The organism is Siccirubricoccus deserti, from assembly GCF_014283215.1.
In the GTDB taxonomy this organism is placed as follows: Bacteria; Pseudomonadota; Alphaproteobacteria; order Acetobacterales; family Acetobacteraceae; genus Siccirubricoccus; species Siccirubricoccus deserti.
This window is the reverse complement of record NZ_JACOMF010000019.1, coordinates 12654-37198: the sequence shown is the minus strand read 5'-3', so window position 1 is coordinate 37198 and position 24545 is coordinate 12654. Positions and strand designations below refer to the sequence as shown.

General features: G+C 70.5%; 23 protein-coding genes. 4 read left to right on the top strand and 19 right to left on the bottom strand.

Features of this window, described 5'->3' with window-relative positions:
* Nucleotides 1-236: 236 nt before the first annotated feature.
* A complete protein-coding gene (locus H7965_RS16045) occupies nucleotides 237-1403 on the bottom strand; it encodes an acyl-CoA dehydrogenase family protein (RefSeq protein WP_186771603.1) in 1167 nt (388 codons plus the stop codon).
* A 157-nt stretch (nucleotides 1404-1560) separates the two neighbouring features.
* Nucleotides 1561-2448, bottom strand: a complete 888-nt coding sequence (locus H7965_RS16040; RefSeq protein ID WP_186771602.1) for an NAD(P)-dependent oxidoreductase — start codon at nucleotides 2446-2448, stop codon at nucleotides 1561-1563.
* A gap of 167 nt (nucleotides 2449-2615) precedes the next feature.
* Here H7965_RS16040 and H7965_RS16035 point away from each other — a divergent pair, with 167 nt between their 5' ends.
* Genes H7965_RS16035 through H7965_RS16025 form a run of 3 tightly spaced genes read left to right on the top strand, consistent with a single transcriptional unit; the run spans nucleotide 2616 to nucleotide 5233 of the window.
* The gene (locus tag H7965_RS16035; RefSeq protein ID WP_222440647.1) at nucleotides 2616-3677 is read left to right on the top strand and encodes an amidohydrolase family protein; all 1062 of its coding nucleotides are present in this window, start codon (nucleotides 2616-2618) and stop codon (nucleotides 3675-3677) included.
* A 27-nt stretch (nucleotides 3678-3704) separates the two neighbouring features.
* A complete protein-coding gene (locus tag H7965_RS16030) occupies nucleotides 3705-4817 on the top strand; it encodes an amidohydrolase family protein (protein ID WP_186771600.1) in 1113 nt (370 codons plus the stop codon).
* A 2-nt stretch (nucleotides 4818-4819) separates the two neighbouring features.
* The gene (locus H7965_RS16025) at nucleotides 4820-5233 is read left to right on the top strand and encodes a Rieske (2Fe-2S) protein (RefSeq protein ID WP_186771599.1); all 414 of its coding nucleotides are present in this window, start codon (nucleotides 4820-4822) and stop codon (nucleotides 5231-5233) included.
* Nucleotides 5234-5285: 52 nt separating this feature from the next.
* Here H7965_RS16025 and H7965_RS31730 read toward each other — a convergent pair whose 3' ends face one another.
* The 17 genes from H7965_RS31730 to rpsB all read right to left on the bottom strand — a co-directional run bounded on the left by H7965_RS31730 (nucleotide 5286) and on the right by rpsB (nucleotide 22446).
* On the bottom strand, nucleotides 5286-6176 hold the full coding sequence (locus H7965_RS31730; RefSeq protein WP_186771598.1) for a DUF697 domain-containing protein: 891 nt from the start codon (nucleotides 6174-6176) through the stop codon (nucleotides 5286-5288).
* Nucleotides 6173-7567 (bottom strand): YcjX family protein, encoded by a 1395-nt coding sequence (locus H7965_RS16015; protein ID WP_186771597.1) that lies wholly within the window; start codon nucleotides 7565-7567, stop codon nucleotides 6173-6175. Before H7965_RS16015 ends, H7965_RS31730 begins: the two co-directional genes overlap by 4 nt.
* A gap of 21 nt (nucleotides 7568-7588) precedes the next feature.
* A complete protein-coding gene (gene gloA / locus H7965_RS16010; protein ID WP_186771596.1) occupies nucleotides 7589-7978 on the bottom strand; it encodes a lactoylglutathione lyase in 390 nt (129 codons plus the stop codon).
* Nucleotides 7975-8844, bottom strand: a complete 870-nt coding sequence (locus H7965_RS16005; RefSeq protein ID WP_186771595.1) for an LpxI family protein — start codon at nucleotides 8842-8844, stop codon at nucleotides 7975-7977. The genes gloA and H7965_RS16005 overlap by 4 nt, the downstream gene beginning before the upstream one ends.
* Entirely contained in the window at nucleotides 8841-9683 is an 843-nt protein-coding gene (gene lpxA / locus H7965_RS16000) for an acyl-ACP--UDP-N-acetylglucosamine O-acyltransferase (protein ID WP_186771594.1), read from the bottom strand. Before lpxA ends, H7965_RS16005 begins: the two co-directional genes overlap by 4 nt.
* Before the next feature lie 76 nt (nucleotides 9684-9759).
* Nucleotides 9760-10242: a 3-hydroxyacyl-ACP dehydratase FabZ gene (gene fabZ, locus H7965_RS15995; protein ID WP_186771593.1), complete on the bottom strand. Its 483-nt coding sequence runs from the start codon at nucleotides 10240-10242 to the stop codon at nucleotides 9760-9762.
* Nucleotides 10243-11271, bottom strand: coding sequence for a UDP-3-O-(3-hydroxymyristoyl)glucosamine N-acyltransferase (gene lpxD / locus H7965_RS15990; protein WP_186771592.1), 1029 nt, complete (start codon nucleotides 11269-11271; stop codon nucleotides 10243-10245).
* Between the two features lie 10 nt (nucleotides 11272-11281).
* Entirely contained in the window at nucleotides 11282-12076 is a 795-nt protein-coding gene (locus tag H7965_RS15985) for an OmpH family outer membrane protein (protein ID WP_186771591.1), read from the bottom strand.
* Nucleotides 12077-12096: 20 nt separating this feature from the next.
* A complete protein-coding gene (gene bamA, locus H7965_RS15980) occupies nucleotides 12097-14430 on the bottom strand; it encodes an outer membrane protein assembly factor BamA (protein WP_186771590.1) in 2334 nt (777 codons plus the stop codon).
* A gap of 125 nt (nucleotides 14431-14555) precedes the next feature.
* The gene (gene rseP, locus H7965_RS15975; RefSeq protein ID WP_229682638.1) at nucleotides 14556-15689 is read right to left on the bottom strand and encodes an RIP metalloprotease RseP; all 1134 of its coding nucleotides are present in this window, start codon (nucleotides 15687-15689) and stop codon (nucleotides 14556-14558) included.
* A 186-nt stretch (nucleotides 15690-15875) separates the two neighbouring features.
* The gene (dxr, locus tag H7965_RS15970; RefSeq protein ID WP_186771589.1) at nucleotides 15876-17099 is read right to left on the bottom strand and encodes a 1-deoxy-D-xylulose-5-phosphate reductoisomerase; all 1224 of its coding nucleotides are present in this window, start codon (nucleotides 17097-17099) and stop codon (nucleotides 15876-15878) included.
* Complete coding sequence (locus tag H7965_RS15965; RefSeq protein WP_186771588.1) at nucleotides 17099-17971, bottom strand: phosphatidate cytidylyltransferase; 873 nt, start codon at nucleotides 17969-17971, stop codon at nucleotides 17099-17101. The genes dxr and H7965_RS15965 overlap by 1 nt, the downstream gene beginning before the upstream one ends.
* Nucleotides 17955-18629 (bottom strand): polyprenyl diphosphate synthase, encoded by a 675-nt coding sequence (gene uppS, locus H7965_RS15960; protein WP_186771655.1) that lies wholly within the window; start codon nucleotides 18627-18629, stop codon nucleotides 17955-17957. The genes H7965_RS15965 and uppS overlap by 17 nt, the downstream gene beginning before the upstream one ends.
* 148 nt (nucleotides 18630-18777) lie before the next feature.
* On the bottom strand, nucleotides 18778-19350 hold the full coding sequence (frr, locus tag H7965_RS15955; RefSeq protein WP_186771587.1) for a ribosome recycling factor: 573 nt from the start codon (nucleotides 19348-19350) through the stop codon (nucleotides 18778-18780).
* A gap of 408 nt (nucleotides 19351-19758) precedes the next feature.
* On the bottom strand, nucleotides 19759-20481 hold the full coding sequence (gene pyrH / locus H7965_RS15950; protein ID WP_186771586.1) for a UMP kinase: 723 nt from the start codon (nucleotides 20479-20481) through the stop codon (nucleotides 19759-19761).
* Nucleotides 20482-20629: 148 nt separating this feature from the next.
* Nucleotides 20630-21550 (bottom strand): translation elongation factor Ts, encoded by a 921-nt coding sequence (gene tsf, locus H7965_RS15945; protein ID WP_186771585.1) that lies wholly within the window; start codon nucleotides 21548-21550, stop codon nucleotides 20630-20632.
* 26 nt (nucleotides 21551-21576) lie between these two features.
* Nucleotides 21577-22446, bottom strand: a complete 870-nt coding sequence (rpsB, locus tag H7965_RS15940) for a 30S ribosomal protein S2 (protein ID WP_186771584.1) — start codon at nucleotides 22444-22446, stop codon at nucleotides 21577-21579.
* A gap of 566 nt (nucleotides 22447-23012) precedes the next feature.
* Between rpsB and H7965_RS15935 the strand changes: the two genes are divergently transcribed.
* Nucleotides 23013-24452, top strand: a complete 1440-nt coding sequence (locus H7965_RS15935) for a hypothetical protein (RefSeq protein ID WP_186771583.1) — start codon at nucleotides 23013-23015, stop codon at nucleotides 24450-24452.
* Nucleotides 24453-24545 lie beyond the last annotated feature (93 nt).

Below are 24545 nucleotides of genomic sequence, written 5' to 3'. Positions count from 1 at the left end.
CCAGGTTGTGACGCCGGACGCGACACTTACCCTCGGCGGCAGTGACGGTTACGGCGCAACCACAACCTTAACGGCAATGACACCGCATACCAAGAACTAACCAACGCGCGATATCGTCCATGAACAAGGTAGTTTCCATACCAACCAAGGACCAACGTTGATCATCGGCAGAAACGAACCGGCCTGTGTTCGGTCAGGGCATGTCATGAAGATCATTTATCCGCGATGGGATGTCGTTACAGGAACCCCGGCGGTGCCCGGCCGAGCATGACCTGCCCGGCGGCGGTGAAATGGGCGCTGCGTGACTGGATCTGCTGCGACAGGGTGTGGATGTCACGGAACCGCCGCTCGAAGGGGCTGCCAGGAAAGATCGCGTCCACCCCGGCGGCGCGGTGGCACCAATCGGCGACCTCCACCGCCGCATGGATGGCATGGGCGCAGCCGAGCCGCACCCGGGCGCGCTCCGCCGTGCCGATCGCCCCCTCCGGCCCCGCCCCCGCCATGATCTCCGCCAGGATCTCCAGCAGCCAGGCGCGGGCGGCGCCGTGCTGCGCCTCGGCCCGCGCCAGCCCATGCTGGACCAGCGCGTCCTCGGCCAGCTTGCCGAGGCCGCGCGGGGTCTTGTCCTGGGCCAGCACCACGAAGGCATCCAGCATCGCCCGCGCGGCGCCGAGGGCGACGCCGGCGACCCCGACGGCATAGAGCCCCTGCATGGTGAAGGCATAGAGCCGCCCTGGCTCGCGCCGCGCCTCCGGCTGCTCACGGGTGGTGCTGAAAGCCTCTGGCACGAAGACATCGGTGACGGTGTAACTGTCGGAAGCGGTGCCGCGCAGGCCGATGGTCTGCCAGGTGTCCAGCAGCTCCGCCTGCCGCGCCGGGAACAGCAGGGTGCGGACCGCCGGCCGGCCAAGGTGGTTCGGCCGCAGCGTGCCGTCCTTTTCGCGCACCCGGCAATGCACCCCCATCCAATTCGCCAATCGGCAGCCGCTGGCGAAGTCGAACCGGCCGGAGACGCGGTAGCCGCCGGGCACGGCCTCTGCGACCGCCTCGTTCGGCGGCCCCCAGGCCACCACGGTGCGCGGGTCGGCGAAGATCGCCGCCGCCTCCGCCGGGGCCAGGAAAGCGGCTATCAGCGCCGCGCTGTTGCCGACGAAGACGTTCCAGGCGACCGAGGCATCGTGCCGGGCGACCTCGGCGATGGCCCGAAGATAGGTGCCAGGGTCGACTTCCTCGCCACCGACCGAGCGCGGCAGCAGCAGGCGGAACAGCCTGGCCGCGTGCAGCGCCTCCGCCAGGGCGGGCGGGATGCGGCGGGTCGCCTCCACGCCGTCGGCGGCGGCGGCGATCGCCGGCCCGAGAGCGCGGGCGGCAGCAACGGCATCTTGACGTGCGGGGCAATCCATTGGCGGCACCCTCGGCTGGGACGGTCAGCCGCACCATTGCGGCCCGCCCCGGCCCGGCTGTCAACGGCGCCGCCCTGTCCTGCTCGGCCCCGCCCGAGGGCCAGTTCGCCAACCGGCCGGGGAAACCCTGGACCTGCCGGGTCCAGGGCCGCTGCCCTCAGAGCCGCACTTCGCGGCCCATCACCTTCTCGTACACCTTGAGCGAGGCGGAGCTGTCCTCGCCGCCGAGGCCGAGGCCGCGCGCCATGCGCATCAGGTTGAGAACCTGCGGCGCGATCATCCCCGGCACCCCGTGCTCGGTCGCCAGCTCGACCGCGAGGCCGAGGTCCTTGTAGGCCAGGTCGAGGGCGAAGCTGGCCTCGAACTTCCCGACCAGGGCGCGGTTGCCGAGGCTGCGGATCGCCGCGCTGTCGCCCGAGCCGTTGGTGATGATGCCGAACAGCTTCTTCATGTCGATGCCCGCCATCGCCCCCATGGTCATCCCCTCCATCGCCGCGGCGGCGTTGCAGAAGGCGAGCATGTTGTTGATGAGCTTCGCCACCGAGGCGCTGCCGATCGGCCCGACATGCACCACCGTGCCGCTGAAGGCGGCAAGCAGCGCGCGATTGGCCTCGAACACCGCCTCGTTGCCGCCGGCCATGACAACGATGGTGCCGGCCTCGGCGCGCGGCACGCCGCCGGTCACCGGGCTGTCCAGCATGGCGATGCCGCGGGTGGCGAGCTCGGCCGCGAGGCGCTTGACCATCGCCGGCGCATTGGTGCTGAGGTCGATGAAGACCGTGCCGGGCTTCGCATGGGCGGCGATGCCGCCCTCTCCCAGCACCACCGCCTCGACATGCCGGGGCGTCGGCAGGGAGGTGAAGATCACGTCGCTCTCGGCGGCCAGCGCGGCGAGGCTGCTGGCCGCGGTGCCGCCCACGGCAACGCAGGTGGCAACCGCCTCGGCGTTCAGGTCATGCACCACCACCTGGTGGTTCACCCCCTTGATCAGGTTGCGGCACATCGGGCCGCCCATGTTGCCGAGGCCGATATATCCGATCTTCATGGCGTCTCCTCCTGAGCCCCTGCTGCGCGCAGGGCTGCGCCGCATCATGTCCGGGCGGGACGGTTCCATCCACCCTCGCCGGCCAAGCATCTTGCGCCGGACGCCTTTTTGGTGAGACGGTGCATGCCAAAGCGGCGGCGCAGGCCGCCGCGACGGGAGGCGGCGCGGTGATTCCAGCCGGGGCGATCGATTGCGACATCCATGCGGCGGTGCCCAGCATCCGCGCCCTGCTGCCGCACCTCGAGCCCTATTGGCGTGAGCACATCCTGCGCCGCGGCCTGGAACGCGACAATCTGGAAGCCAGCGCCTTCCCCGTCGCCGCACCGATCAACGCCCGGCCCGACTGGCAGCCGGCAAGCGGCCTGCCGGGCTCCAGCCTCGCCGAGATGCGGGCGCATATCCTCGACCCGCTGCAACCGCGTGCGGCCATCTGCAATGTCATCCATGGCGCACAGATGATGATGAGCGAGGATCTCTCCGCCGCGCTCTGCCGCGCCATCAACAACTGGCTTGCCGCCGAATGGCTCGACCGCGACCCGCGGCTGCGCGCCTCCATCGTGGTGCCGGTGCACAGCCCGGATCTGGCGGCCGAGGAGATCGAGCGCATGGCGCCTGACCGGCGCTTCGTCCAGGTGCTGCTGCTGGCGATGACCGAGCTGCCGCTTGGCCGGCGGCAGAACTGGCCAATCTACCGCGCCGCCGAGAAGCACGGGCTGCCGGTCGGCATCCATGCCGGCTCCAGCTTCCGCCACCCGCCGAGCGCGGGCGGCTGGGGATCCTTCTACCTGGAGGATTACGTCTCCTACGCCCAGGGCTTCGCCGGGGCGCTGAACTCCCTGCTGGCGGAGGGCGTTTTCCAGAAATTCCCGGCGCTGCGGGTGGTGCTGATCGAATCCGGCGTGAGCTGGCTGCCGGCCAGCCTCTGGCGCATCAACAAGACCTGGCGCGGCATGCGGGCCGAAGTGCCCTGGCTCGACCGGATGCCGAGCGACATCGTGCGGGAGAGGGTGCGGCTGACCGCCCAGCCCTTCGACGCCCCGCCGGACGCCGGTGCGCTTGAAACCCTGCTCGCGCAATTCGGTTCGGATGAGATGCTTTTGTTCGCCACCGACTACCCCCACTGGCATTACGATGGCGCCGACCCGCTGCCGGCCGGCTTCCCGCCGGGGCTCCTCCGGAAGCTGCTGGTGGACAACGCCCTCGCCACCTACCCCAGGCTGGCCGCCTAGCCGAGGCCGGCAACAGGAGACGCGACGATGAACGTAACGCTCCGCGACCACCGGATCGATAATCCGGCCCAAAGCCATCTCGGCTTCATCGACTGCGACGTCCACCCCTTTTACCGCAGCCCGGCGGATTTCGACCCCTTCCTGTCGGAGCGCTGGCGGGAGCACCGCCGCAGCATCGGCCATCGGTCCCGTCAGGGGTTGGCGCGCACCTCCCTCTATCCCCGGATGTCACCGGGCAATGGCATGCGCGGCGACGCCTGGCCGAAGGACGGCAGCCCACCCGGTTCCGACCTCGAACTGATGCGGGAGCAATTGCTCGACCTGTTCGACGTCCGCTACGGGCTGCTGGCACCGCTGGTCGGCGGTGCGGCGGCCGAGCGCAACGTCGAGTTCGGCGCCGCCATGGCGGTGGCGGTCAATGAGTGGCAATGCGCCAAATTCTGCGACCCCGAGCCGCGCCTGAAAGCCTCCGTCCAGATCACCCTGGAGCATGAGGAAAGCGCCCTCGCGGAGATCGAGCAGCGCGCCGGGGACGCCCGCTTCGCCCAGGTCAACATCCCGCCACGGGGGCTGGAGCCGCTGGGACGGCACCGCTACCGCAAGATCCTCGCGGCCTCGGCGGCGGCCGGCTTCCCGATCTCGCTGCACCTCGGCGGCACCAGCGGCCACGCCTCGACCGGCGGCGGCTGGCCGTCCTTCTACCATGAGGAGCACCCCTCCTACGTCCAGAGCATGCAGACCCTGGTCACCAGCCTGGTCTGCGAAGGTGTCTTCGAGGAGATCCCCGACCTCAAGGTCGTGCTGGTGGAAGGCGGCTTCGCCTGGCTGCCGGCGCTGGCCTGGCGGCTCGACAAGCACTGGAAGCGGCTGCGCGCCGAGGTGCCGCAGCTGAAGCGCGCGCCCTCCGAATACATCCGCGAGCATTTCTGGGTCTCGACCCAGCCAATCGAGGAGCCGGAGCGGCCGGCTGACATGCTCTCCATCATCGAATGGATCGGCCCGGAGCGGGTGATGTTCTCCACCGACTACCCGCACTGGGACCAGGACGACCCGCGCTACGCCTTCAAGGTGAAGCTGCCGGAGGATTGGGCGCGGATGATTTACCGCGAGAACGCCCAGGCGCTCTATCGGCTGGATTAGGCATGGCGAAGCACGTCGTCGCGGCGGTGGGGGAGATCCCGCCGGGGGGCCGCAAGCTGGTGACGATCCGCGGTCGCGAGATCGGGGTGTTCAACCTGGACGGCGCCTTCTACGCGCTGGTCAACCGCTGCCCGCACCAGGGCGCGGCGCTCTGCACCGGCGCCGTGGTCAGCCGGCTGGAAGCGCCACTGCCGGGCGAGTACCGGCTGGCGCAGGCGGGCGCCATGCTGCGCTGCCCCTGGCACTGCTGGGAATTCGACATCCGCACCGGGCAATCCTGGTGCGATCCGAACGACATCAAGGCGCGCACCTACAATGTTTCGGTCGAGCCGGGGGAGGCCCTGGCCAAGGGCCCCTTCGCCGCCGAGACGGTGAGCGTCGCGGTCGAGCAGGAGTATGTGGTGGTGGAGCTGTAGCAGGCCGCGGAGAAGGCGCATCAACGCCGAGACAGCCCTATCTTGGCGGCACTCAATCCGGCGGCACGATCCGGCAGGCCTCTGCCGCGACCTTGGCCAGCCGCAGCATCCGCCGCGCCGCCACGGCGCCGGCCGCCGCATCCCCGGCGAATTGCTCCAGCAGACGGTTGGACAGCAGCGCCCGCGCCGCCGCATCCACCGCCACATCGGTTGCCGCCACCATCGCCGCATCGGCCAGGGTCCGCCGCAGCAGCGCCCAGGTGCCGGCGAAGCCCGGCCTCAGCCCGTGCAGCGCCGCCACCTGCCGCACCAGCCGCACCCCGCGCCAGGTGAAGACCAGCACATCCAGCCCCGGCGAGGGGCTGATCGCCGTCACCGCGAAGGACTGCACCGCCGCCGCCCGGCCGAGCGCCGCCGAACGTGCCTCCAGCGCCCGCAGCGGTCCGGCTTCCAGCAGCGCCCGCAACTCGGCGACGGAGCCGGCCTCGCGCAGCGCCGGTTGCAGCGGCGCCGCCTCGGCGATGCCGCCGGCCCAGCGCAGCGCCTCCGCCCGGGCCGCCTCCAGCTCGCCCCGGGCGAAGGCGGCGCGGGCGTGGTCCACCGCACGGATGCTGGCCAGCCCACGCAGCTCGGTCCAGGCGCCGGCGGCCAGCAGCCCGAAGCCGCCGACCACCACGCCCAGGGTCGCCCAGCCCTGCAGGGGACCACGGGTGAATTGATCGGCGACGAAATTCGCCGCATCCAGCGCCGCCAGCCCTAGCCCCAGCAGCGCCGCCCCCGCCACCACACGGCCCAGGCCGGACCAGCGCCCGGGCGGCCGTGCCGCCGCCACCGGCACCACCGCCTGCTCCCAGCCGAAGTCGAGCCGCGGCGTGGACGGCGCCGGCTCCTCCAGGATCACCCGTGGGCCGCGCGGGCCGCCTTCCGGTGGGGTCGCGCTCACAGCACATCTCCGATCAACGCCGCCAGCAGCGCATCCAGGCCGAGGTGCGGCACTCCGGCTGCGCCGGCGGGATCGAGCCGGGGTGGTTGGAATTCCGGCATCTCGAAGAAACCATGCTCCCAGAAGCCGGGTTCCGGGGGCCGCAGCGGAATCTCGCCGGGGTAGACCTTGGCGACCCGGCCACCCGGCAGTACGCCGCGCACCGCCGCAACCGGCCGCCCCTCCAGCGTCGCCACCGCATCCTCGGTGCAGCGGATGCTGGCCAGGGTATGGACGCTGGTCGCCACCCCGGCCGTCCCAACACGCTCCTGCGGTGCCGCCACCAGATGCCCGAGCAGCGCCGCCAGTGCATCCCGCTGCCGGGCCGGCACATGGTCGGCCTTGGTGGCGACGAAGGCGACGCGGGCGACGCCAGCGCCGGTCAGCCGGTCCAGCCAGCCGCCGCCGTAGCGCAGCGCGCCGGCGATGGCGGCGATGGCCTCGGCGGTATCGGCGAAGGCGGCCGGCCCGGCGTGCAGCGCGCCCAGCACGTCGACCAGCACCGCCTGGCGGTCGAAGCGGCGGAAGAAGGGCTCGAAGAACTCCACCCGCTGCGCCTCGACATAGGCGGCGTGGCGACGGGCCATCAGCGCCGCGAGGTCGCCGCGCACAGGATGGGGTAGCGGGAAGAACCAGAACACCGGCGTCTCCCCGCGCGGCCCGGGGTTCAGCACCCGTCCCGGCTGCAGGAAGCGGTAGCCAAGCTGGTCACGGCAGGCGAGCAGCGCCGCCCGGTACAGCCCATGGCCACGGCGGATCAGGGAGTCCTCGGCCGGCGCTTCCTGCGGCAGGGCACCGGCGAAGGCAAGGAAGGCACCAACCGCCTCCGCCGCCGCGCCGCGCCGCAGCCGGGCCAGGGCGGCGGCCGACCAGGCGGCATAGCCCTGCCCCAGCATCGGCAGGTCGAGCAGCCATTCGCCCGGATAGTCCAGCAGTTCCAAGGTCAGCAGCCGGCGGCCAAGCAGCCCGCCGAGCATGCCCGCCCGGTCCAGCTCCAGGGTCAGCGCCAGGGTGGAGAGATCCTCGGTCCGCGCCGGCCAGGCGGGCGGGTCGGCGGCGAGCGCCGCCAGATGCGCGGAGACGTCGAACCGCGGCAGGCCCTCGATGCCCGCCGGCACCGGCCGTACCGCCCGCAGCCGCCCACCGGCGGCCGATTCCAGCGCCGGCAGCGTGCGATGCCCACGCCCCGCCGCCAGCAGATTGGCCAGCAGCGAGGTGAGGAACACCGTCTTGCCAGCCCGCGTCAGCCCGGTGACGGCGAGGCGGATGCGCGGCTGGCCGATCAAGACCCGGCCGAGCCGCTCGGCGCCATCCGCAGCGTCGCGGATCAGCCCGAGGGGGTCAGGCAGCATGCTCCGCCGCCGCCGCCCTGCTCAGCGCTGGATCAGCTCAATCTTGTAGCCATCCGGGTCTTCGACGAAGGCGATGATGGTCGTGCCGAATTTCACCGGCCCGGCCTCTCGCGTCACCTTGCCGCCGCCGCTGCGCACCTTCTCACAGGTCGCCGCCACATCCGGCACGCCGAGCGCCAGATGGCCGAAGGCACTGCCCTGCTCGTATGTCTCGACGCCGTAATTATAAGTGAGCTCGATCTCGCCCTGGCCCTCGGCGTTGCCCTCGCCATAGCCAAGGAAGGCCAGGGTGTACTTGCCGTCCGGCACGTCGCGCCGGCGCAGCTCCTTCATCCCCAGCAGCTCGGTGTAGAATTTCACGCTGCGGTCGAGATTGCCGACCCGGATCATGGTGTGGAGGAATTTGCTCATGGATTCGTCTCCGTTGGCGTGAGTTCCTCGGGGCGGAGGGCGATCAGGAAAAGCCCCGCCGCATCCGCCGCGGCGACTGTGGCCGGGCGGTCCACCACGATGGTACCCCCGGCCTCGATGGCAATGCCGGCGAGCCCGGCCGCGGCGGCGCCCGCCACCGTCACCGGGCCGATCGTCGGCAGGTCCACCCGGCGATCCTGCCCCGGCTTCACCAGCTTCACCAGCACCCCATCGCGCTGCCCATCCGGGGTGTCCCGGCGCAGCCCGGCGCAACGTGCCAGCAGCGCATCGGTGCCCTCGATCGCCTCGACGCCGAGCACCAGCCCCTGCTGCACCACCGCGCATTGCCCGACATCGACCATGCCGAGCGCCCGCACCACCGCGATCCCCCGGCGGATATCCTCGCGCGCCCGCGCATCCGGCGCGGCGGCGCTGAGCAGCCCAGGCTCCGGCAAGGCATCGCGCACGATGGCCTGAGAGGGCAGAACCTCGAAGCCATCCTCTTCCAGCACCCGGACCGCAGCCTTCAGCAGCCCGTCATCGCCCTGGAAGGCGGCCTTGCCGATCCGCAGCAGCATCTTCGCCATGCCTGCATCCGGCCGCACCGCCAGCAGGGAAGGCCGCTGCGCCCGGCCGCACATGACGACCTGGCGGACGCCATGCGCCCGGAATTGTTCGATGGCGTAGCCGCCGGCGCCGACCCGCACCACCACATGCGGCACATGGCGGAAATCCTCCGGGTCACCCCAGCCTTCGACCACCACGGCGAAGACCTCGCGGCCAGCCGCACGTGCCGCGGCAATGACCCGCAGCGGCATCTGGCCGCCGCCGGCGATCAGCCCCAGCGGGCCGGCGGCCGGGCTCACTGCCCCTCCCCGTTCTCCTCATCGACCCCGCCAAGCTCGGGCGCGGTCATACGGCCAGGGCGCACCAACTGGCGGCGGCGGTCCGGGTCGCGGATGAAGGCGATGATCTCCTGCACCAGCGGCTCATCCGGCCAGCGCTCGGCTGCCTGCTGCAGCCTGGCGGCAAACTCGCCGGGGTCCTTGAACAGCAGCGCATTGGCCAGGCGCAGGGTCCGCAGCTGGTCGCGCGAGGCGCCGCGCCGCAGCAGCCCGACCTTGTTGAAGCCGACGAGGCGGGCCGGCAGGCCGAAAACATAGCCGAAGGGGGGGATATCGTTGGTCACCCCGGCGAGGCCGCTGACCATCGCCAGCCGGCCAATGCGCACGGTCTGGTGCACCGCCGCGCCGCCGCCGAGGAAGGCGCCATCGCCGACATGCACATGGCCGCCGAGCATGACGTTGTTGGCGAGGATGACACCATCGCCAAGGATGCAATCATGCGCCACATGCGCCTGCGCCATCAGCATGCAGCCGGCGCCGACGCGGGTGACGCCGCCGCCGCCGACCGAGGCGCGGTGGATGGTGACGCCTTCCCGCACCAGGCTGCGGGCGCCGAGTTCGCAGCGGGTCGGCTCGCCCTTGTACTTGGTGTCCTGCGGCGGGGTGCCGATGCTGGCGAAGGGCAGCACCTTCGCCCCGGCACCGATCCGCGTCGCGCCATCGACCACGACGTGGGAAACCAGCTCGGCGCCGTCCTCGATCACCGCCTCCGGGCCAATGGCGCAGAATGGGCCAATGCGGACACCGGCGCCGATGCTGGCACCCTCGGCGATCTGGGCGCTGGGGTGGATCGCGGTCACGCCCTCATCGCCTGCGCGGCGGAGGACAGCCTTGCGGCAGGGCAAGCATGGTGGTCGGGCATGCGGTCACGCACTCTCAACGGTCGAGGATCATCGCGGCATAGCCGGCTTCGGCCACCACCTTGCCGTCCACCTTGGCCTCGGCGTGGAATTTCCAGATATTGCCGCGCTGGCGTTCCTTGACGACATGCACGCGCATCTGGTCGCCGGGCACCACCGGCTTGCGGAATTTCGCGTTCTCGACGGTCATGAAATAGACCAGCTTGCCGCGCGCTTCCGGCCCCAGCGTCTCGACCACCAGCACCGCGGCGGTCTGCGCCATGCTCTCGATGATCAGCACGCCCGGCATCACCGGATGCTCGGGGAAATGGCCCTGGAAGTAGTTCTCGTTGATCGAGACGTTCTTGATGCCGACGGCGGAGACGTTCTTCACCACATCGACAATGCGGTCGACCAGCAGGAAAGGGAAACGGTGCGGGATGGCGCGCATGATCTGCGCGATGTCGAAGGCCTCCACGCTACCCGAAGCGGCGGTTCCGCCCGCCTCATGCGAATCCATCTAGCCGGTCTTTCCTTGCTTTCCGCCGAGCCGGCGCAGGCCGGCGATAGCGCGCCAAAACTCCCGCACTGGCCAGGCTGGGCTGCCGATGACGTCGGTCTTCGCGGGGACATCGTTCATGACGCCGGCCTGGGCCCCGATCCGCGCCCCGGCGCCGATCTGCAGATGCCCGGCGATACCCGCCTGTGCCCCCATCTGGACGTAATCGCCCAGGACGGCGGAACCGGAGATGCCTGCCTGCCCGACCACAATGCAGCCCCGGCCAGCGCGCACGTTGTGCCCGATCTGGACCAGATTGTCGAGCCGGCTGCCCCGGCCGAATACGGTATCGCCCTGGCTGCCGCGATCGATGCAGCTGTTGGCGCCGACCTCGACCCTATCGCCCAGCAACACGCGGCCGAGTTGCGGCATGGTCTCGAAATCACCGGTTGGGGTTGGCGCGAAGCCGAAACCTTCCTGCCCCACCCGCGCCCCCGGGTGCAGCACCACCCCGGCACCGAGCATGGCATGGCTGACGCTGGCATGGGCATGCAGCCGGCAGCGCGGGCCGAGCACCACGCCGGGGCCGACCACGGCATGCGGGCCGATGATGCAGCCGGCGCCGATCTCGGCCCCATCGCCGATCACCGCATAGGGGCCGATCTCGGCCTCCGGCGAGACTCTGGCACCGGCGCCGATCACCGCTGTCGGGTGGATGCCGGGCCTCGCCACCGGCGCCGGATGGAACAGCGCGGCGACCCGGGCGAAGCCGAGATAGGGGGTGGCGGTGACGATGGCGACGGTGCCCGACGGCACCTGCGCCGCAACATCGGCCATCAGCACCACCGCGCCGGCCTTGGTTTCGGCCAGCTGCGCGGCATAGCGCCGGTTGTCGAGGAAGCTCACCTCATCCGGGCCGGCGCTCCGCAGCGGGCCGACGCCGGTGAAGCGGCGTTCGCCATCGCCGGTGAAGCTGCCGCCCGCGGCGGCGGCGACATCGGCCAGCCGCTGCGGCCCGGTACAGGCGAAGAAGCGGGAATCCGCGGCCACAGCGCGCCGTTCAGCGCCTGGGCGCGGCCGGGGCGGGCGCCGACGGCCGGGCAGGCGCCGCGGCGGGAGCGGCTGCGGCAGGCGCCTCGCCAGTCTGTTCCGGCGCCAGGGTGACGCTGCGCAACGCCCGATTGAACTGGCTCGCCACCTCCTCGGTCAGATCGAAGGCCGGGTCGTTGAAGATCACCAGCGGCCGCGGCAGCACCAGATTCACCTTCCGGCTGGCCGCCACCTGGCGGATGACCGAACCGAGCCCCTGCTCGATCTCGGCCAGCGCCTGCTGCGCCGCCTGCTCGATCGCCCGGCTGCGCTCGCGGAAGATGCGCTGGCTGTCGGTGATGCGATCCTGCAGGTCGCGCTCCCGCTGGCGGAGCTGGTCGGGCGGCAGGCTGGCGCGCTGGTTGGCGAGGCCGGTCTGCTCCTCGCGCCAGCGCGCCTGCTCCCGCTGCAGGTCGGCGTTCAGCTTCTCGCGCCGCTTCTCGATCTCCTCGCGCACCTGGTTGAAGGCGGTGGAGACGCGCTGGATCTCCGGCACGTCGACGATGCCGATGACCGCCTCAGGCGGCTTCTGGCCCGGCGGCAACGGCGCCGGCGCCTCGGTGGCGGGGCGCTGCTGTTGCTGTGGCGGGCGCTGCTGCGGCCGGGACGGCTGGGCCTGGGCCGGCGCGCGGCCCTGGCCCTGGTTCGGCACGAACCATTCGGGGCTCTGCCCCTGCTGCGCCCCGGCCGGCACCGCGGCGAACGCTCCCATCAGGATGGTGGAAGCAGCGAGGGCCGAACGGCGCGCTTGGCGGAAGACTGGCATATGCAAGGGAATCCCGAAGGTCAGAAGCGGGTGCCGAAGCCGAAGCGGAAGAACTGCGTCTCGTCATAGGACTTCTTCACGACCGCCTGGGCCATGTCGATGTTGATCAGGCCGAAGGGGCTGCGCCAGGAGATGCCGACACCGGCACCGACTCGCGGCGCACCGTCGTCCCGCACCTCGGGGCCCGAGGACGATTGCGACAGCGCGCCGACATCGACGAAGGCGCGGCCGATCAGGCCAAGCTCGGCCGGCAACGGCAGCGGGAAGCGCATTTCCGTGCTCTGGGTCCAGAGAAACCGGCCGCCCAGGCTGTCCGAGGTGTTGATGTCGCGCGGCCCGGCGCCGGCGATGCGGAAGCCGCGCAGGTTCTCGCCACCCAGGAAGAAGCGGTCGATCACCCGGTCCGTCTTGTTGAACAGCGATTCAAGGTAGCCGACGCTGCCCGACAGCGAGAGGACGTAATCCGGGTCGCCGAGCATCTGCTCGAAGGGAATGAAGTAGCTGCCATCGAGGCGCACCCGCAGATAGGCGACATCGCCACCGAGGCCGGCGAAATCGGTGCCGAGCCGCAGCACGCCGCCGCGCCGCGGATCGATGATGGAGTCGCGGAAGTCGTAGGTCAGGGTCTGGCCGAGCTGCGACAGCAGCGTGGTGCCCTGCTGTTCGGTGATGAACCTCGAGGCACTGGTCGAAATATCGTAGATCTCACGGTTGGTGAGGGTATAGGCCCAGGTCTGCCGCAGACGCTCGTTGAAGGCGTAGCCGGCGCGGACGGCGAATCCTGCCCGCCGCTCCCGATAGGAGGCAATGCTGAGCAGGTTCCGCTGCAGGTAGAAGATGTCGAGGCCAGCGGCCAGGTTGCGATCGAGGAAGTAGGGGTCGGTTACCGAGAAATCGAGCTGGCTGCGGCGCTGCGCCAGCGTGCCGTTGATGCGGGCATCGATGCCGGTGCCGAGCAGGTTGCGCTCGCGCAGGCCGACGTCGGCCAGCATGCCGGCATCCGTCGAGTAGCCGCCGCCGAGCGAGACCTCGCCGGTCGCCCGCTCCACCACCTGGGTGTTGAGCACCGCGCGGTCGGGCGCCGAGCCCGGCGCGGAGGCGATCTGGACATCGGAGAAATAGCCGATGTCGCGCAGCCGCTGCCGGCTGCGGCGGATCTGCGCGGCGTTGAAGGCATCGCCCTCGGCCAGGCGGAATTCGCGGCGGATGACGCGGTCCTGGGTGCGGGTGTTGCCGTTGATCTCAATGCGCTCGACGAAGACCCGCGGCGCCTCGTTGATCTCGAAGGTCAGGTCGACGCGCCTGTCCTCGCGATTACGCTGGATCCGCGGCTGCACGTCGACGAAGGGGAAGCCGCGCAGGTTGGCGGCGTCCTGCAACGCCTGCGCCGCCCGCTCCACCAGATCGCCATCGTACCAGTCGCCCTCCTCGACCTGCACCAGCCCGCGCATCGCCTCGGCATCGAGGTTGCGCAGGTTGGAGACGAGGTTCACCGCGCCGATGCGGTACCGGGCGCCCTCGTCGATGGTGTAGGTGACGAAGAAGCCGGTGCGGTCGGGCGCCAGTTCGGCGGTGGCATTGGTCACCTGCACATCGGCATAGCCGTTGCGCAGATAGAAGCGGCGCAGCAGCTCGCGGTCGAAGGACAGGCGTTCCGGGTCGAACTGGTCGGAGGAGGAGAAGATCCGGTACCAGGCCTGCTCCTTGGTGGCCACCACTTCCTTCAGCCGGCTGTCGCCATAGGCGCTGTTGCCGACGAAGTTGATACGAGCGATCAGCGCCGCCTCGCCTTCCTGGATCTCGTACACCACGTCGACGCGATTCTGGTCGAGCTGGATGATCTTCGGCTCGACCGCCGCGGCGAAGCGGCCGCGTCGGGCATAGAGCTCCTGGATCCGCTGTCGGTCGGATTGCACTGCCTGGGTGGTGAACACCGCCCGGCCGCGCATCTGTACCTCGCCGCGCAGCACGTCGTCGGAGATCTTCCGGTTGCCCTCGAAGGCCACACGGTTGACGATCGGGTTCTCGGCGACCTCGACGAGGATGGTGCCGCCGTCGCGGCGCATCTGCACGTCGCGGAACAGCCCGGTTGCGAACAGCGCCTTCAGGCTGCGGTCGAGCCGGTCCGGATCATAGGCGTCCCCTGGCTGCAGCACCATGTAGGACCGGACGGTCTCCGCCTCGATTCGCTGGTTGCCCCGCACCTCGATGGCGGTGACCACCCCGGCGGGCGCTGCCGGCGCGGTGGCGCGCGGTGGTGTGCGCGGCCGAGGCTGAGCCTCGGCGGTGGAGGGGAGCAGGCCCGGCGCCAGGCAGGCGACGGCAAGCAGCAGGACTCGAGAGGAGGGAGACAAGGGATGCCGTGGCCTTCTGCGTATCGCGGGCGGCGCGGAGAATAGCCGCACCCCCCCCGCGCCGCCACCCCCGCACTGCTCGGTGCACCGCAGCAGGCGGCAGTGCGACAAGCCTGCCACTGGTCTCAGCCGACCAGCCCGGCCACCCACTTGCCGATCGCGCCATGCGCGATGTCGTTCCAGGACGCGAAGAGGAACAGCGTCACCAGCAAAGCGAAGCCAGCCCGGAAGCCATATTCCTGCGCCTTTGGCGGCAGCGGCCGACCACGGATCGCCTCAGCCGCATAGAACACCAGATGCCCGCCATCCAGCAGCGGGATGGGGAAAAGATTCAGCAGGCCAAGGCTGACGGACAGCAGCGCCATAAGGTTGACCAGCGGCACGATGCCAAGCGAAGCGGCCTCGCCTGACACTTCGGCAATGCGAATCGGCCCGCCCAGCTCCTTGGCGCTGCGCTGCCCGACCAGCATCTCACCGACTCCGACCAATGTCTGCCAGGTGATGCTCGCAGTCTGCTCCGCCCCGGCGACCAGCGCAGCGCCCAGGCCGAGCCGCTCGAACCGGGTGCCGCCGCCGAGGATGCCGAGCATGCCATTGCCGCTCGGTCCGGGCTCCGGCACGGCGCGGAGCGTGATCTCGGCGCCGTCGCGTTCCAGCCGCAGTTCCACCGGCTGGCCGGCGCGTGGCTGGATGTGGCGCTGCACCTCCTCGAAGCGGCTGACCGGCGCTGCGTCCAGCGCCAGGATGCGGTCACCAGGCTCCAGCCCGGCCCGTGCCGCGGCGGAGTCCGGATTGACGCGGCTGATCACCGTCGCCTCCCGCGCATCGTTCACCGGCTGGCCGATGGTGGCGTAGAGCCCGGCGAACAGCAGGATCGCCAGCAGGAAATTCGCCACCGGCCCGGCCACCACCACAATGGCCCGACTGCCGACCGGCTTCTCATGGAAGGTCTGGCCCGGACGCCAGGCGGCGCGCTGCTCCGGCGTCGCATCCGCCGGCGTCTCCTGCCCATGCAGCTTCACGTAGCCGCCGAGCGGAATCCAGCCAATCCGCCATTCGGTGCCGCGGCGGTCGGTCGTGTGCCAGACCGACCGGCCGAAACCGATCGCGAAGGCATCGACATGCACGCCGCGCCAACGGGCCGCGAGGTAGTGGCCAAGCTCATGGATGAACACCAGCACGCCGAGCACGACCGCGAAGGCAAGCAGCGTGCGCGGCAGGGCCGGCAGCAGGTTCCACAGCGTCCCGAACAGCTCCAAGGTTCTCTCCTCAACAACGGCCGCTCAGGCCGGGATCATCGGTTTCGCCGGCCGAATGCGCTGCGAGGCACGGGCGGCCTGTGCCGGACCTTACAGGTGGCGTCGTCCGCTCACCCAGACAAGCCGATGCGCGCGACACCGCGCGCCGAGCCCCGCCTGCCGGCGCGGGCGGCGCCGGCTACGGCCTTAGGCTGCAGCCCGGCGGGCGGCGATCCGCCTGGCTTCGACCCGCGCCACATCATCCAGCGCCAGCACCGCTTCCAGCCCTTCCACCGCGGGGCTGCCGAGGCGCTGCAAGGTCTCGTCGACCACCGCGGCAATCTCAAGGAAGCCGAGCCGGCGGCCGAGGAACAGGGCCACCGCGACCTCATTCGCCGCGCTGAGCACCGCCGGCGCGCCGCCACCCGCCTGTAGTGCCGCCCGGCAGAGCCGCAGGGCCGGGAAGCGCACCGGATCGGGCGCCGAGAATTCCAGCCGGCCGAGCGTGGCGAGGTCGAGGCGCGGCAAGGTCACCGCCATCCGCGCTGGCCAAGCCAGGCAATGGGCGATCGGGGTGCGCATGTCCGGCGTGCCGAGCTGCGCCAGCACCGAGCCGTCGGTGTACTGCACCAGGCCGTGGACGGTGGATTGCGGGTGGATCAGCACCTCGATCCGCGCCTCGGGTACCGGGAACAGCCGGGCCGCCTCGATCAGCTCGAGACCCTTGTTCATCATGGTGGCCGAATCGACGCTGATCTTGGCGCCCATCGACCACACCGGATGGCGCACCGCCTGCTCCGGCGTCGCCGCCCGCATGGTGGCCCAGTCGGCGGTGCGGAACGGCCCACCCGAGGCGGTCAGCACGATCTTCTCAATCGCCGCCGGGTCGCGGGCGTCGAGCGCCTGGAAGATGGCGTTGTGCTCGCTGTCCACCGGCAGCAGCAGGGCGCCGGAGCGGGCGGCGGCGGCCAGCACGATTTCCCCGGCGCAGACCAGGCTTTCCTTGTTGGCAATGGCGACGGTGCCGCCGCGATGCAGGGCCGCCAGGGTGGAGCGCAGCCCGGCAGCGCCGACGATCGCCGCCATGGTCCAGTCGGCCGGGCGGGCGGCGGCCTCGATCACCGCCTCGGGGCCCGCGGCGGTCTCGATCCCGGTGCCGGCGAGCGCCTCCCGCAGCGCGGCATGCGCCGCCGGGTCGGCGACCACGGCGAGGCGGGCGCGGAAGGCCTTGGCCTGGGCAGCGAGCGCCGCCACGTCGCGGCCGGCGACCAGCGCCTCGATCGCGAAGGTGCCGGGGGCAGCGGCCTCGACCAGCGCCAGGGTGCTGCGGCCGACCGAGCCGGTGCTGCCGAGGATGGTCAGCCGGCGTGGCCGGCCAGCAGCGGGCGCCGGGGTCCAGGAGGGCCCCTCGGGGCGTGCGTCGGCCTGCATCACTTCCATAATGATTCCCCAGGTCCGAGCAACACGCCGAGCAATGCCGCCGCCGGCGCTGCCGAGAGCACCCCGTCCAGCCGGTCAAGCAACCCGCCATGACCGGGAATGAGCGCGGAGGTGTCCTTCACGTGGAAGCGCCGCTTGATCCAGCTTTCAAACAAGTCGCCCGCCTGCGCCAGAAGCCCGAGCACCACCGCGACCAGCACCACCCCGGCCAGGGGCGGCGCCGATCCGGCGGGCTCCATCACATACGCCGCCGCCAGCCCGACCGCCACGGCGGAGAGCAGCCCGCCGGCCGCCCCTGACCAGGTCTTGTTGGGCGAGATCCTCACCGCAAGCTTCGGCCCGCCGAACCGCCGCCCGGCGAGATAGGCGCCGATGTCGCTGGACCAGACCACCAGGAACAGGAACAGCACGTTGCGCAGCCCGGCCCCGGCATCGCCGCGCAGATGGATCAGCGCCAGCCCGGCCAAGCCGATGTAGACCACGCCGAAGCCCAGCCAGAAGCCCGGCACCGCCTGGCGCAGCAATGGCGGGCGGGCCAGCCCCCATACCGCGACGGCACCGAGGCCAAGCAGGAGGATCGCCGGCCACCAGGCATCGCCCACCGCCAGGGTGCCGGCGGCCAGCACCAGCAGCGGGACCGCCATGCCCGGCAGCCGGCGGGTGGAGAAGCCGCAGAGCCGCACCCATTCCCAGGCCAGCACGGCGACCGCGGCCGCCATCAGCGCGGTCCAGGCCTCGGCGCCCAACCAGATGCAGAGCACCGCCGCCGGCACCAGCAGCGCCGCCGAGAGCGCCCGCTTGCGCAGATCCGGCCAGCGCGAGGCCAGGGCCGCACCGGAGGGGAGGCTAGCCGGTCCGGGCACCGTAGCGCCGCTCCCGCCGGCCGTAATCCTGGATTGCCTGCGCCAGATGCGCGGCGCTGTAATCGGGCCAGAGCACGTCCTGGAAGACGAACTCGGCGTAGGCGGCCTGCCAGAGCAGGAAGTTCGACAGCCGCTGCTCGCCCGAGGTGCGGATGATCAGATCGGGATCGGGCATGCCGCTGGTGAAGAGCCGGCCGGCGAAGGCAGCCTCGTCCAGGGTGGCGGGATCGAGCGTCCCGGCCCGCGCCGCCTCCGCCGCGGCGCGCGCCGCCGACAGGATCTCCGCCCGCGCCCCGTAGGACAGCGCCACGGTCAGGTTCAGCCTGGTGCCGCCGGCGGTCGCCTGCTCGGCGCGGGCGATCTCCCGCATGGTATCCTCGCCGAAACGGGCGCGATCACCGATGACCCGCAGCCGAACCCCTTCCTTGGCCAGGGTCGCAACCTCGGAGCGCAGGTAGAGGCGCAGCAGACCGGTCAGCGCCCGCACCTCCTCGATCGGCCGCAACCAATTCTCCGAGGAGAAGGCGAAGAGCGTCAGCCAGCCGACGCCTTCCTTGACGCAGGCCTCGGTGGTGCGGCGGGCGGCGTCGGCGCCGGCCTTATGGCCGAGCGGCACCGGCAGGCCGCGCGCCTCCGCCCAACGGCGGTTGCCGTCCATGATGATCGCGATGTGCCGCGGGGGCACACCCCCGGCGCGATCCGGACAGCCGGCCGCGTCCTCGGTGCGGGACCGTGCATCGGCCGGCGCGAGGCGGGACAGCGCCTCGGTCGGCGCCAAATCGAGCTTGGGAGCGCCTGACACGGGCTCAAACCTGCCTGATGTCCTTTTCCTTTTCGGCGAGCATCTGGTCGATCTGTTTGATGTATTGGTCGGTCAGCTTCTGTACCTCGTCGGCCCAGGTCTTCGCCTCATCCTGGCTGATCGGCGCCTTCTTGTCCTTCTCCGCCGCCTTGGCCTGTTCCATGCCGTCGCGGCGGACGCCGCGGATGGCGACCTTGCTGCCCTCGGCGTATTTCGCCGCAGTCTTCGCCAGCTCGTTGCGGCGCTCCTGGGTCAGCGGCGGCAGCGGCACGCGGATCACCTGGCCTTCGGCCTGCGGATTGAGCCCGAGCCCGCTGTCGCGGATGGCGACCTCGACCGCCTTGGCCACGGCGCGGTCCCACACCTGGACCGAAAGCAGCCCGGGCCCGGCGATCGAGATATTCGCCACCTGGTTCAGCGGCTGCTCGGTGCCATAGGCCTCGACCCGGATCGGCTCGAGCAGCGCCGGGCTGGCGCGGCCGGTGCGCAGGCCGGCGAATTCCTTCCGCAATGTTTCCAGCGCGCCATCCATCCGGCGCGCCAGATCCTGCTTCAACGACTTGAGGTCGGCCGGCATGGCCTTCTGTCCCCCGCTTCTATCGCCGGCCGGACCGCCGCGAAGGGCCGCAGAGCCCTGGGCGGTCCGGCATGGTTGGTCCGCCGACCGGTTCCCGCCCTCCGGCCACGCCGTCGAGCGACCGGGCCGGGCGGTGTGCCCGATCCTGACGCTCCCAGAACGTCAATATCGAGAAGGCACACCAGCAAACAACGGCTCAGTGGCCTGCTGGTCCAAGGCTCGCAGGCGAGCCCCGGGCAGGCCACCGGCCCAAACCGTGGTCCTGTTGGGACCGCGATCGGGCCGGTCTATTGCTTCCGAGCAGAATCGCGCCCTGCGGCGATCTGCTCTGGGACGCCAGAGGCTACCCGCAGACTATGGCCATGGCGTGTTCGCCAGCGGTGGCCATGCCCTGCGGTTCCACCCTCCCTACTGTTCCACCACCGTCGTGAACCGCCCCTCGCCCCGCATCACCGCTGTGAAGGCGTTGGGCTCGTGGATGTTGAAGACGATGATCGGCAGGCGGTTCTCGCGCGCCAGGCTGATGGCGGCGGCATCCATCACCGCCAGGTCGCGCGACAGCATATCGAGATAGGTGAGCGTCACATAGCGCTCCGCCTGCGGGTTCTTCCGCGGGTCGGAGGCATAGACGCCGTCCACCTGGGTGCCCTTCAGCAGAGCATCGCAGCCCATCTCCACCGCACGCAGCGCTGCCGCGGTGTCGGTGGTGAAGAAGGGATTGCCCGTGCCCGCGGCGAAGATCACCACCCTGCCCTTCTCCATGTGGCGGATCGCCCGCCGGCGGATGTAGGGCTCGCAGAGCGACTGCATCGGGATGGCGCTCTGCACCCGGGTCGGCAGGCCGGCCTTCTCCAGGGCGGATTGCATGCCAAGGGCATTCATGACCGTGGCGAGCATGCCCATGTAGTCGGCCTGGGCCCGCTCCATCCCGGCCGCCGCACCGGCAATGCCGCGGAAGATGTTGCCGCCGCCGATCACCATGCAGACCTGCACGCCGAGATCGACGACACCCTTCACATCCTCGGCGATGCGCCGGCAGGTGTTGGTGTCGAGACCGTATTCACGGTCCCCCATCAGTGCCTCACCGGACACCTTGAGCATGACACGCTGGTAGAGTGGCGGATGGCTCATTATGCGACCGTGACGGCAGGCGGGGAACCATAGTTACCCCCCCCGAATGCCGCAAGGCTGCGGTGGCCACAAGGGGGTGAAAGCGCCGCGGCATCGGGCCGCGGCGGGCAGGCACGACCTGCTGAGCAGCCGGCGGCGGTGCCGGCGCTCAGGGCTTCGGCGCCGTGCCGGCGGCCGCGGCCACCTCGGCGGCGAAGTCGCCGGCGTTCTTCTCGATGCCCTCGCCGAGCTGGAAGCGGGCGAATCCGGTCAGCTTGCCGCCGGCCTTCTTCACCACCGCCTTCACCCGGCTCTCGCCGTCATGCACCCAGACCTGCTCGAGGAGGACGACCTCCTCATAGTATTTCCGGATCCGGCCCTCGACCATCTTCTCGATGATCGCCTCCGGCTTGCCGCTGGCCCGGGCCTGCTCGGTCAGCACCGCCTTTTCACGCTCCAGCGCCGAGGGGTCGACCGCCGAGGTGTCGAGCGCCTCCGGCCGGGCGGCCGCCACATGCATGCCGATCTGCCGGCCGAGCTGCTCCAGCGCCTCGATCTCCGAGGCGCCTTCCAGCGCCACCAGCACGCCGATCTTGCCAAGGCCTGGCTTGATCGCGTTGTGGGTATAGGTGGCAACCACACCCTGGCTGACCTCCAGCCGCCTGGCGCGGCGGATGGTCATGTTCTCGCCGATGGTGGCGATCAGCCGGGTCAGCTCCTCGGAGACGCTGTGCGTCGTACCGGGATAGAGGGCATTCCGCAGCGCCTCGACATCCTCGCCGACCGAGAGCGCCAGCCCCGCCACCTCGGCGACGAACTGCTGGAACTTCTCGTTGCGGGCGACGAAGTCGGTCTCGGCATTCACCTCGACCATGGCGGCGACGTTGGGAGCGCTGGCAACGCCCACCAAGCCCTCCGCCGCGACCCGGCCGGACTTCTTGGCGGCGGCCGAAAGGCCCTTCTTGCGCAGCCAGTCGATCGCGGCCTCGGCATCGCCACCCGACTCCACCAGCGCCTTCTTGCAATCCATCATGCCGGCGCCGGTCTTGTCGCGCAGGTCGCGGACCATCGCGGCGGTAATCTCGGCCATGGGTCTTCTCCCGTCTCGTGCCGCGCTCAGACCTTGGCGGCCTGGTTGCCGTCGTCCTGGTTCGCCTGGATCAAGGTCTCGAGCGATTCGGTATCGAGGCCTGCGGTCGGGCTCGACTGCGCATCGCCAAGCACCGGCTCCGCCTCCTCCAGCACATCCTCGGCCGGCAGATCGGCCGAAGCGCCAAGGTCGACGCCGGAGGCCTGCAGCTCAGCCGAGATGCCATCGAACACCGCACCAGCGATCAGGTCGCAGTAGAGGTGGATGGCGCGGATCGCGTCGTCGTTGCCCGGGATCGGGAAGGCGACGCCCTGCGGATCGGCGTTGCTGTCGACCACGGCGACCACCGGGATGCCGAGCTTGTTGGCCTCCTCGATCGCCAGCTTCTCCTTCACCACGTCGATCACGACGATGATGTCGGGCAGGCCGCCCATTTCCTTGATGCCGCCGAGCGCGCGGTCGAGCTTCTCCTTCTCGCGGGTCAGCATCAGGATCTCCTTCTTGGTGAGACCCGTGATGTTGCCGCCGAGCTGCTCCTCCATCTGCTTCAGGCGCTTGATGGAGCCCGTGATGGTCTTCCAGTTGGTCAGCATGCCGCCGAGCCAACGGTGATTGACGTAGTACTGGCCGCAGCGGGTCGCCGCTTCCGCCACATACTCGGCCGCCGCCTTCTTGGTGCCGACGAAGAGCACCCGGCCGCCGGCCGCCACCACGTCGCGCACCGCACGCAGCGCGCGCTCCATCAGCGGCACGGTCTGCTGCAGGTCGAGGATGTGGACCTGGTTGCGGACACCGAAAATGTAGGGCGCCATCCGCGGGTTCCAGCGCCGCGTGTGGTGGCCGAAATGCACGCCCGCTTCAAGCAGCTGGCGCAGGGAAACCTGGGGCATCGCCATCGGCGAAAATCCTTCCGTTCAGTCCGGTTGTGCCTCCGCGGCGCCTTCCCAGGGATCTCTCCCGGGACCGGACCCTGCCGCATGGAAGGGCGCGCCGCGTGCGAATTTGCCGAGGCGGAGCTGCCCCTCTGGGGACCCTCCGGCGCCGACGCGGGGCATATGCCATGCAGTGGGACGGTCGGCAAGCCGCGCCGGCCAAAGCAGGGAGGGGACGGCGCCTCCGCTAAACTCCAAGTAGGGGCAGGAGGGCGGATGATGCGGCAAGGAAGGATGGTGGCCCAAGGCGACCAAAATCGTCACAACGCGCCGGCGTTCTCGGATCTGAAATAAAAGCGGGGCACTTCCTTCAGCCGCGGCATTGCTTCAGCCGAATTGGCGCGGTTGCATCGCCCGAAGTGGGTCCATACGGCCCTGCCCGCAACGACCAAGTCCTATCAATCCGGCACTCATCTCGCGCAACTGCCTGGAACTACCCTCGTTCCCGCTGGGCCGGAAGGAAGCCTTCATTCGCCGGGTCCGGAAAGGCTTTCGAATTATTTGGCAACAAGAGCGGCTCAGGAGAATTCATGGAACCAACCGCGACCCGGCCGTCACGCGGCCTGCCGGATCCGCATGGGCTACCCGCACGGGCGGGGGGACTGACCTGGCTGCGCCTCTGCGCGCCTGCCCCGGCGCGGAACTTGGTTGTTGCCTGGCCAATGGGTTTCGCTGTCCTGACCGTGCTGACCATCGCCGCCGTCCTGCTGCTGTCACCCTATCCGCCGCTGCAGGATTTCATCGAATGGATCTACCAGGCGGAGGTGCTGGCCCGCCTCGGCGATGATGGCGCCCTGCCCGGGGTGCGGCTGGCCGGCTATCCGGTGCCGAATTCGCTGTTCCAGCTGCTGCTCGGTGGCTTTGCCCTGGTGATGCCGGCGCCGGCCGCGGGGAGGCTGTTCCTGGTGGCCTACGCCGCCGCCGCGCTGCTGCTGGCGGCCGGGCTGGCACGGCGCTACCAGCCGGAGGCGGCCGCGCCCTTCACCTGCATCCTGCTGATCTCCTTCTTCTTCAACGCGCCCTTCTGGAACGGCTACGGCAATTATCAAACCGGGCTGCTGCTGCTGGCCGGGTGGTACCTGCTGCCCGAGGCGCGGCGGATATCGCCCTGGCTGATCCTGGCGTATGGCCTGCTGCTGTTCTTTGCCCATGCCATGGTCTTCGCCGCCTTCGCGGCGATCCTGGGGGTGGAGGCCCTGGCGCGGCGGCGGGTGCTGCCGACCGCCCTGGCCCTGGCCCCTGCCATGCTGCTGTTCGCCTGGTATGTGCTGGGCAAGGAGGCGCCGCCGACGGCGCACCAGCCGGGGCAGGTCGAAGAAGCCTCGTCCCTGGCACTCAAGGCCTATACCCTCGCCAAGATCGGGCCGTACCACAATTTCGTCTTCGACTCCGGCGGCGATGCGGTGTTGCGGCCGCTGGTCTACTCGGCCGGGTCGGCGGTGAACCTGCTCTATGCCGCGGCGCTGCTGGCGGCGATCGCCTGGGGTGGCCGCACCGCCTGGCGGCGCCGCTCCGTGCCCTGGGCGGCGGTGGCCGCCGCCGCGGGGCTCGGGCTGCTGTTCCTGTTCCTGCCCTCCCGCATCCAGTCCGTGGTGGTCAATCCGGGCGAGCGGCTGATGTATCCCGCGCTGCTGCTTCTGCTGCTGGCCCTGCCGTTGCCGCGGCAGCCGGCCCGGCTGCTTGGCGGCAGCATCGCCGTGCTGGCCCTGAGCCTGACCGGGCTCGGCCTTGGGCCGCGCCCCTGGGACATTCCGGTTAGCCCGGCCGGCCCAGCCGCCGCCAGGGAACCGCGCCAGGTGCTGTTCTGGCACCGGCCGACCGCCTTCACCTGCAAATGGCAGGAGATGCGCCGGGCGGAGGCGAAGGGCGAGGCGCCGCAGCTGCCGATCACCTTCCGCACCAGCCTGCTGGTCGGCGCCGGCGGGGCGGAGTGTGACAAGGATTGGGAGCGTCGCGATGTAAAGCGGTAGCGGGGCGCGGATCATCGCCAGCGGTGCCGTGTCATCCCGCGAACGGCGCCCCCTGCACCAGGCCGGGCATGGGCAGCCCTCGCCGGCATGGAA

Bases quoted from the DNA above. Each gene is read 5' to 3' on its own strand.
- dxr (WP_186771589.1), bottom strand. From the start codon at position 17,099: ATGCAGGCCGACGCACGCCCCGAGGGGCCCTCCTGGACCCCGGCGCCC.
- H7965_RS16030 (WP_186771600.1), top strand. From the start codon at position 3,705: ATGAACGTAACGCTCCGCGACCACCGGATCGATAATCCGGCCCAAAGC.
- rpsB (WP_186771584.1), bottom strand. From the start codon at position 22,446: ATGGCGATGCCCCAGGTTTCCCTGCGCCAGCTGCTTGAAGCGGGCGTG.
- frr (WP_186771587.1), bottom strand. From the start codon at position 19,350: ATGCCGGCCGACCTCAAGTCGTTGAAGCAGGATCTGGCGCGCCGGATG.
- H7965_RS16045 (WP_186771603.1), bottom strand. From the start codon at position 1,403: ATGGATTGCCCCGCACGTCAAGATGCCGTTGCTGCCGCCCGCGCTCTC.
- H7965_RS16015 (WP_186771597.1), bottom strand. From the start codon at position 7,567: ATGCTGCCTGACCCCCTCGGGCTGATCCGCGACGCTGCGGATGGCGCC.
- tsf (WP_186771585.1), bottom strand. From the start codon at position 21,550: ATGGCCGAGATTACCGCCGCGATGGTCCGCGACCTGCGCGACAAGACC.
- pyrH (WP_186771586.1), bottom strand. From the start codon at position 20,481: ATGAGCCATCCGCCACTCTACCAGCGTGTCATGCTCAAGGTGTCCGGT.
- H7965_RS15985 (WP_186771591.1), bottom strand. From the start codon at position 12,076: ATGCCAGTCTTCCGCCAAGCGCGCCGTTCGGCCCTCGCTGCTTCCACC.
- H7965_RS16040 (WP_186771602.1), bottom strand. From the start codon at position 2,448: ATGAAGATCGGATATATCGGCCTCGGCAACATGGGCGGCCCGATGTGC.
- H7965_RS16025 (WP_186771599.1), top strand. From the start codon at position 4,820: ATGGCGAAGCACGTCGTCGCGGCGGTGGGGGAGATCCCGCCGGGGGGC.
- uppS (WP_186771655.1), bottom strand. From the start codon at position 18,629: ATGGACGGCAACCGCCGTTGGGCGGAGGCGCGCGGCCTGCCGGTGCCG.
- gloA (WP_186771596.1), bottom strand. From the start codon at position 7,978: ATGAGCAAATTCCTCCACACCATGATCCGGGTCGGCAATCTCGACCGC.
- H7965_RS15935 (WP_186771583.1), top strand. From the start codon at position 23,013: ATGGAACCAACCGCGACCCGGCCGTCACGCGGCCTGCCGGATCCGCAT.
- fabZ (WP_186771593.1), bottom strand. From the start codon at position 10,242: ATGGATTCGCATGAGGCGGGCGGAACCGCCGCTTCGGGTAGCGTGGAG.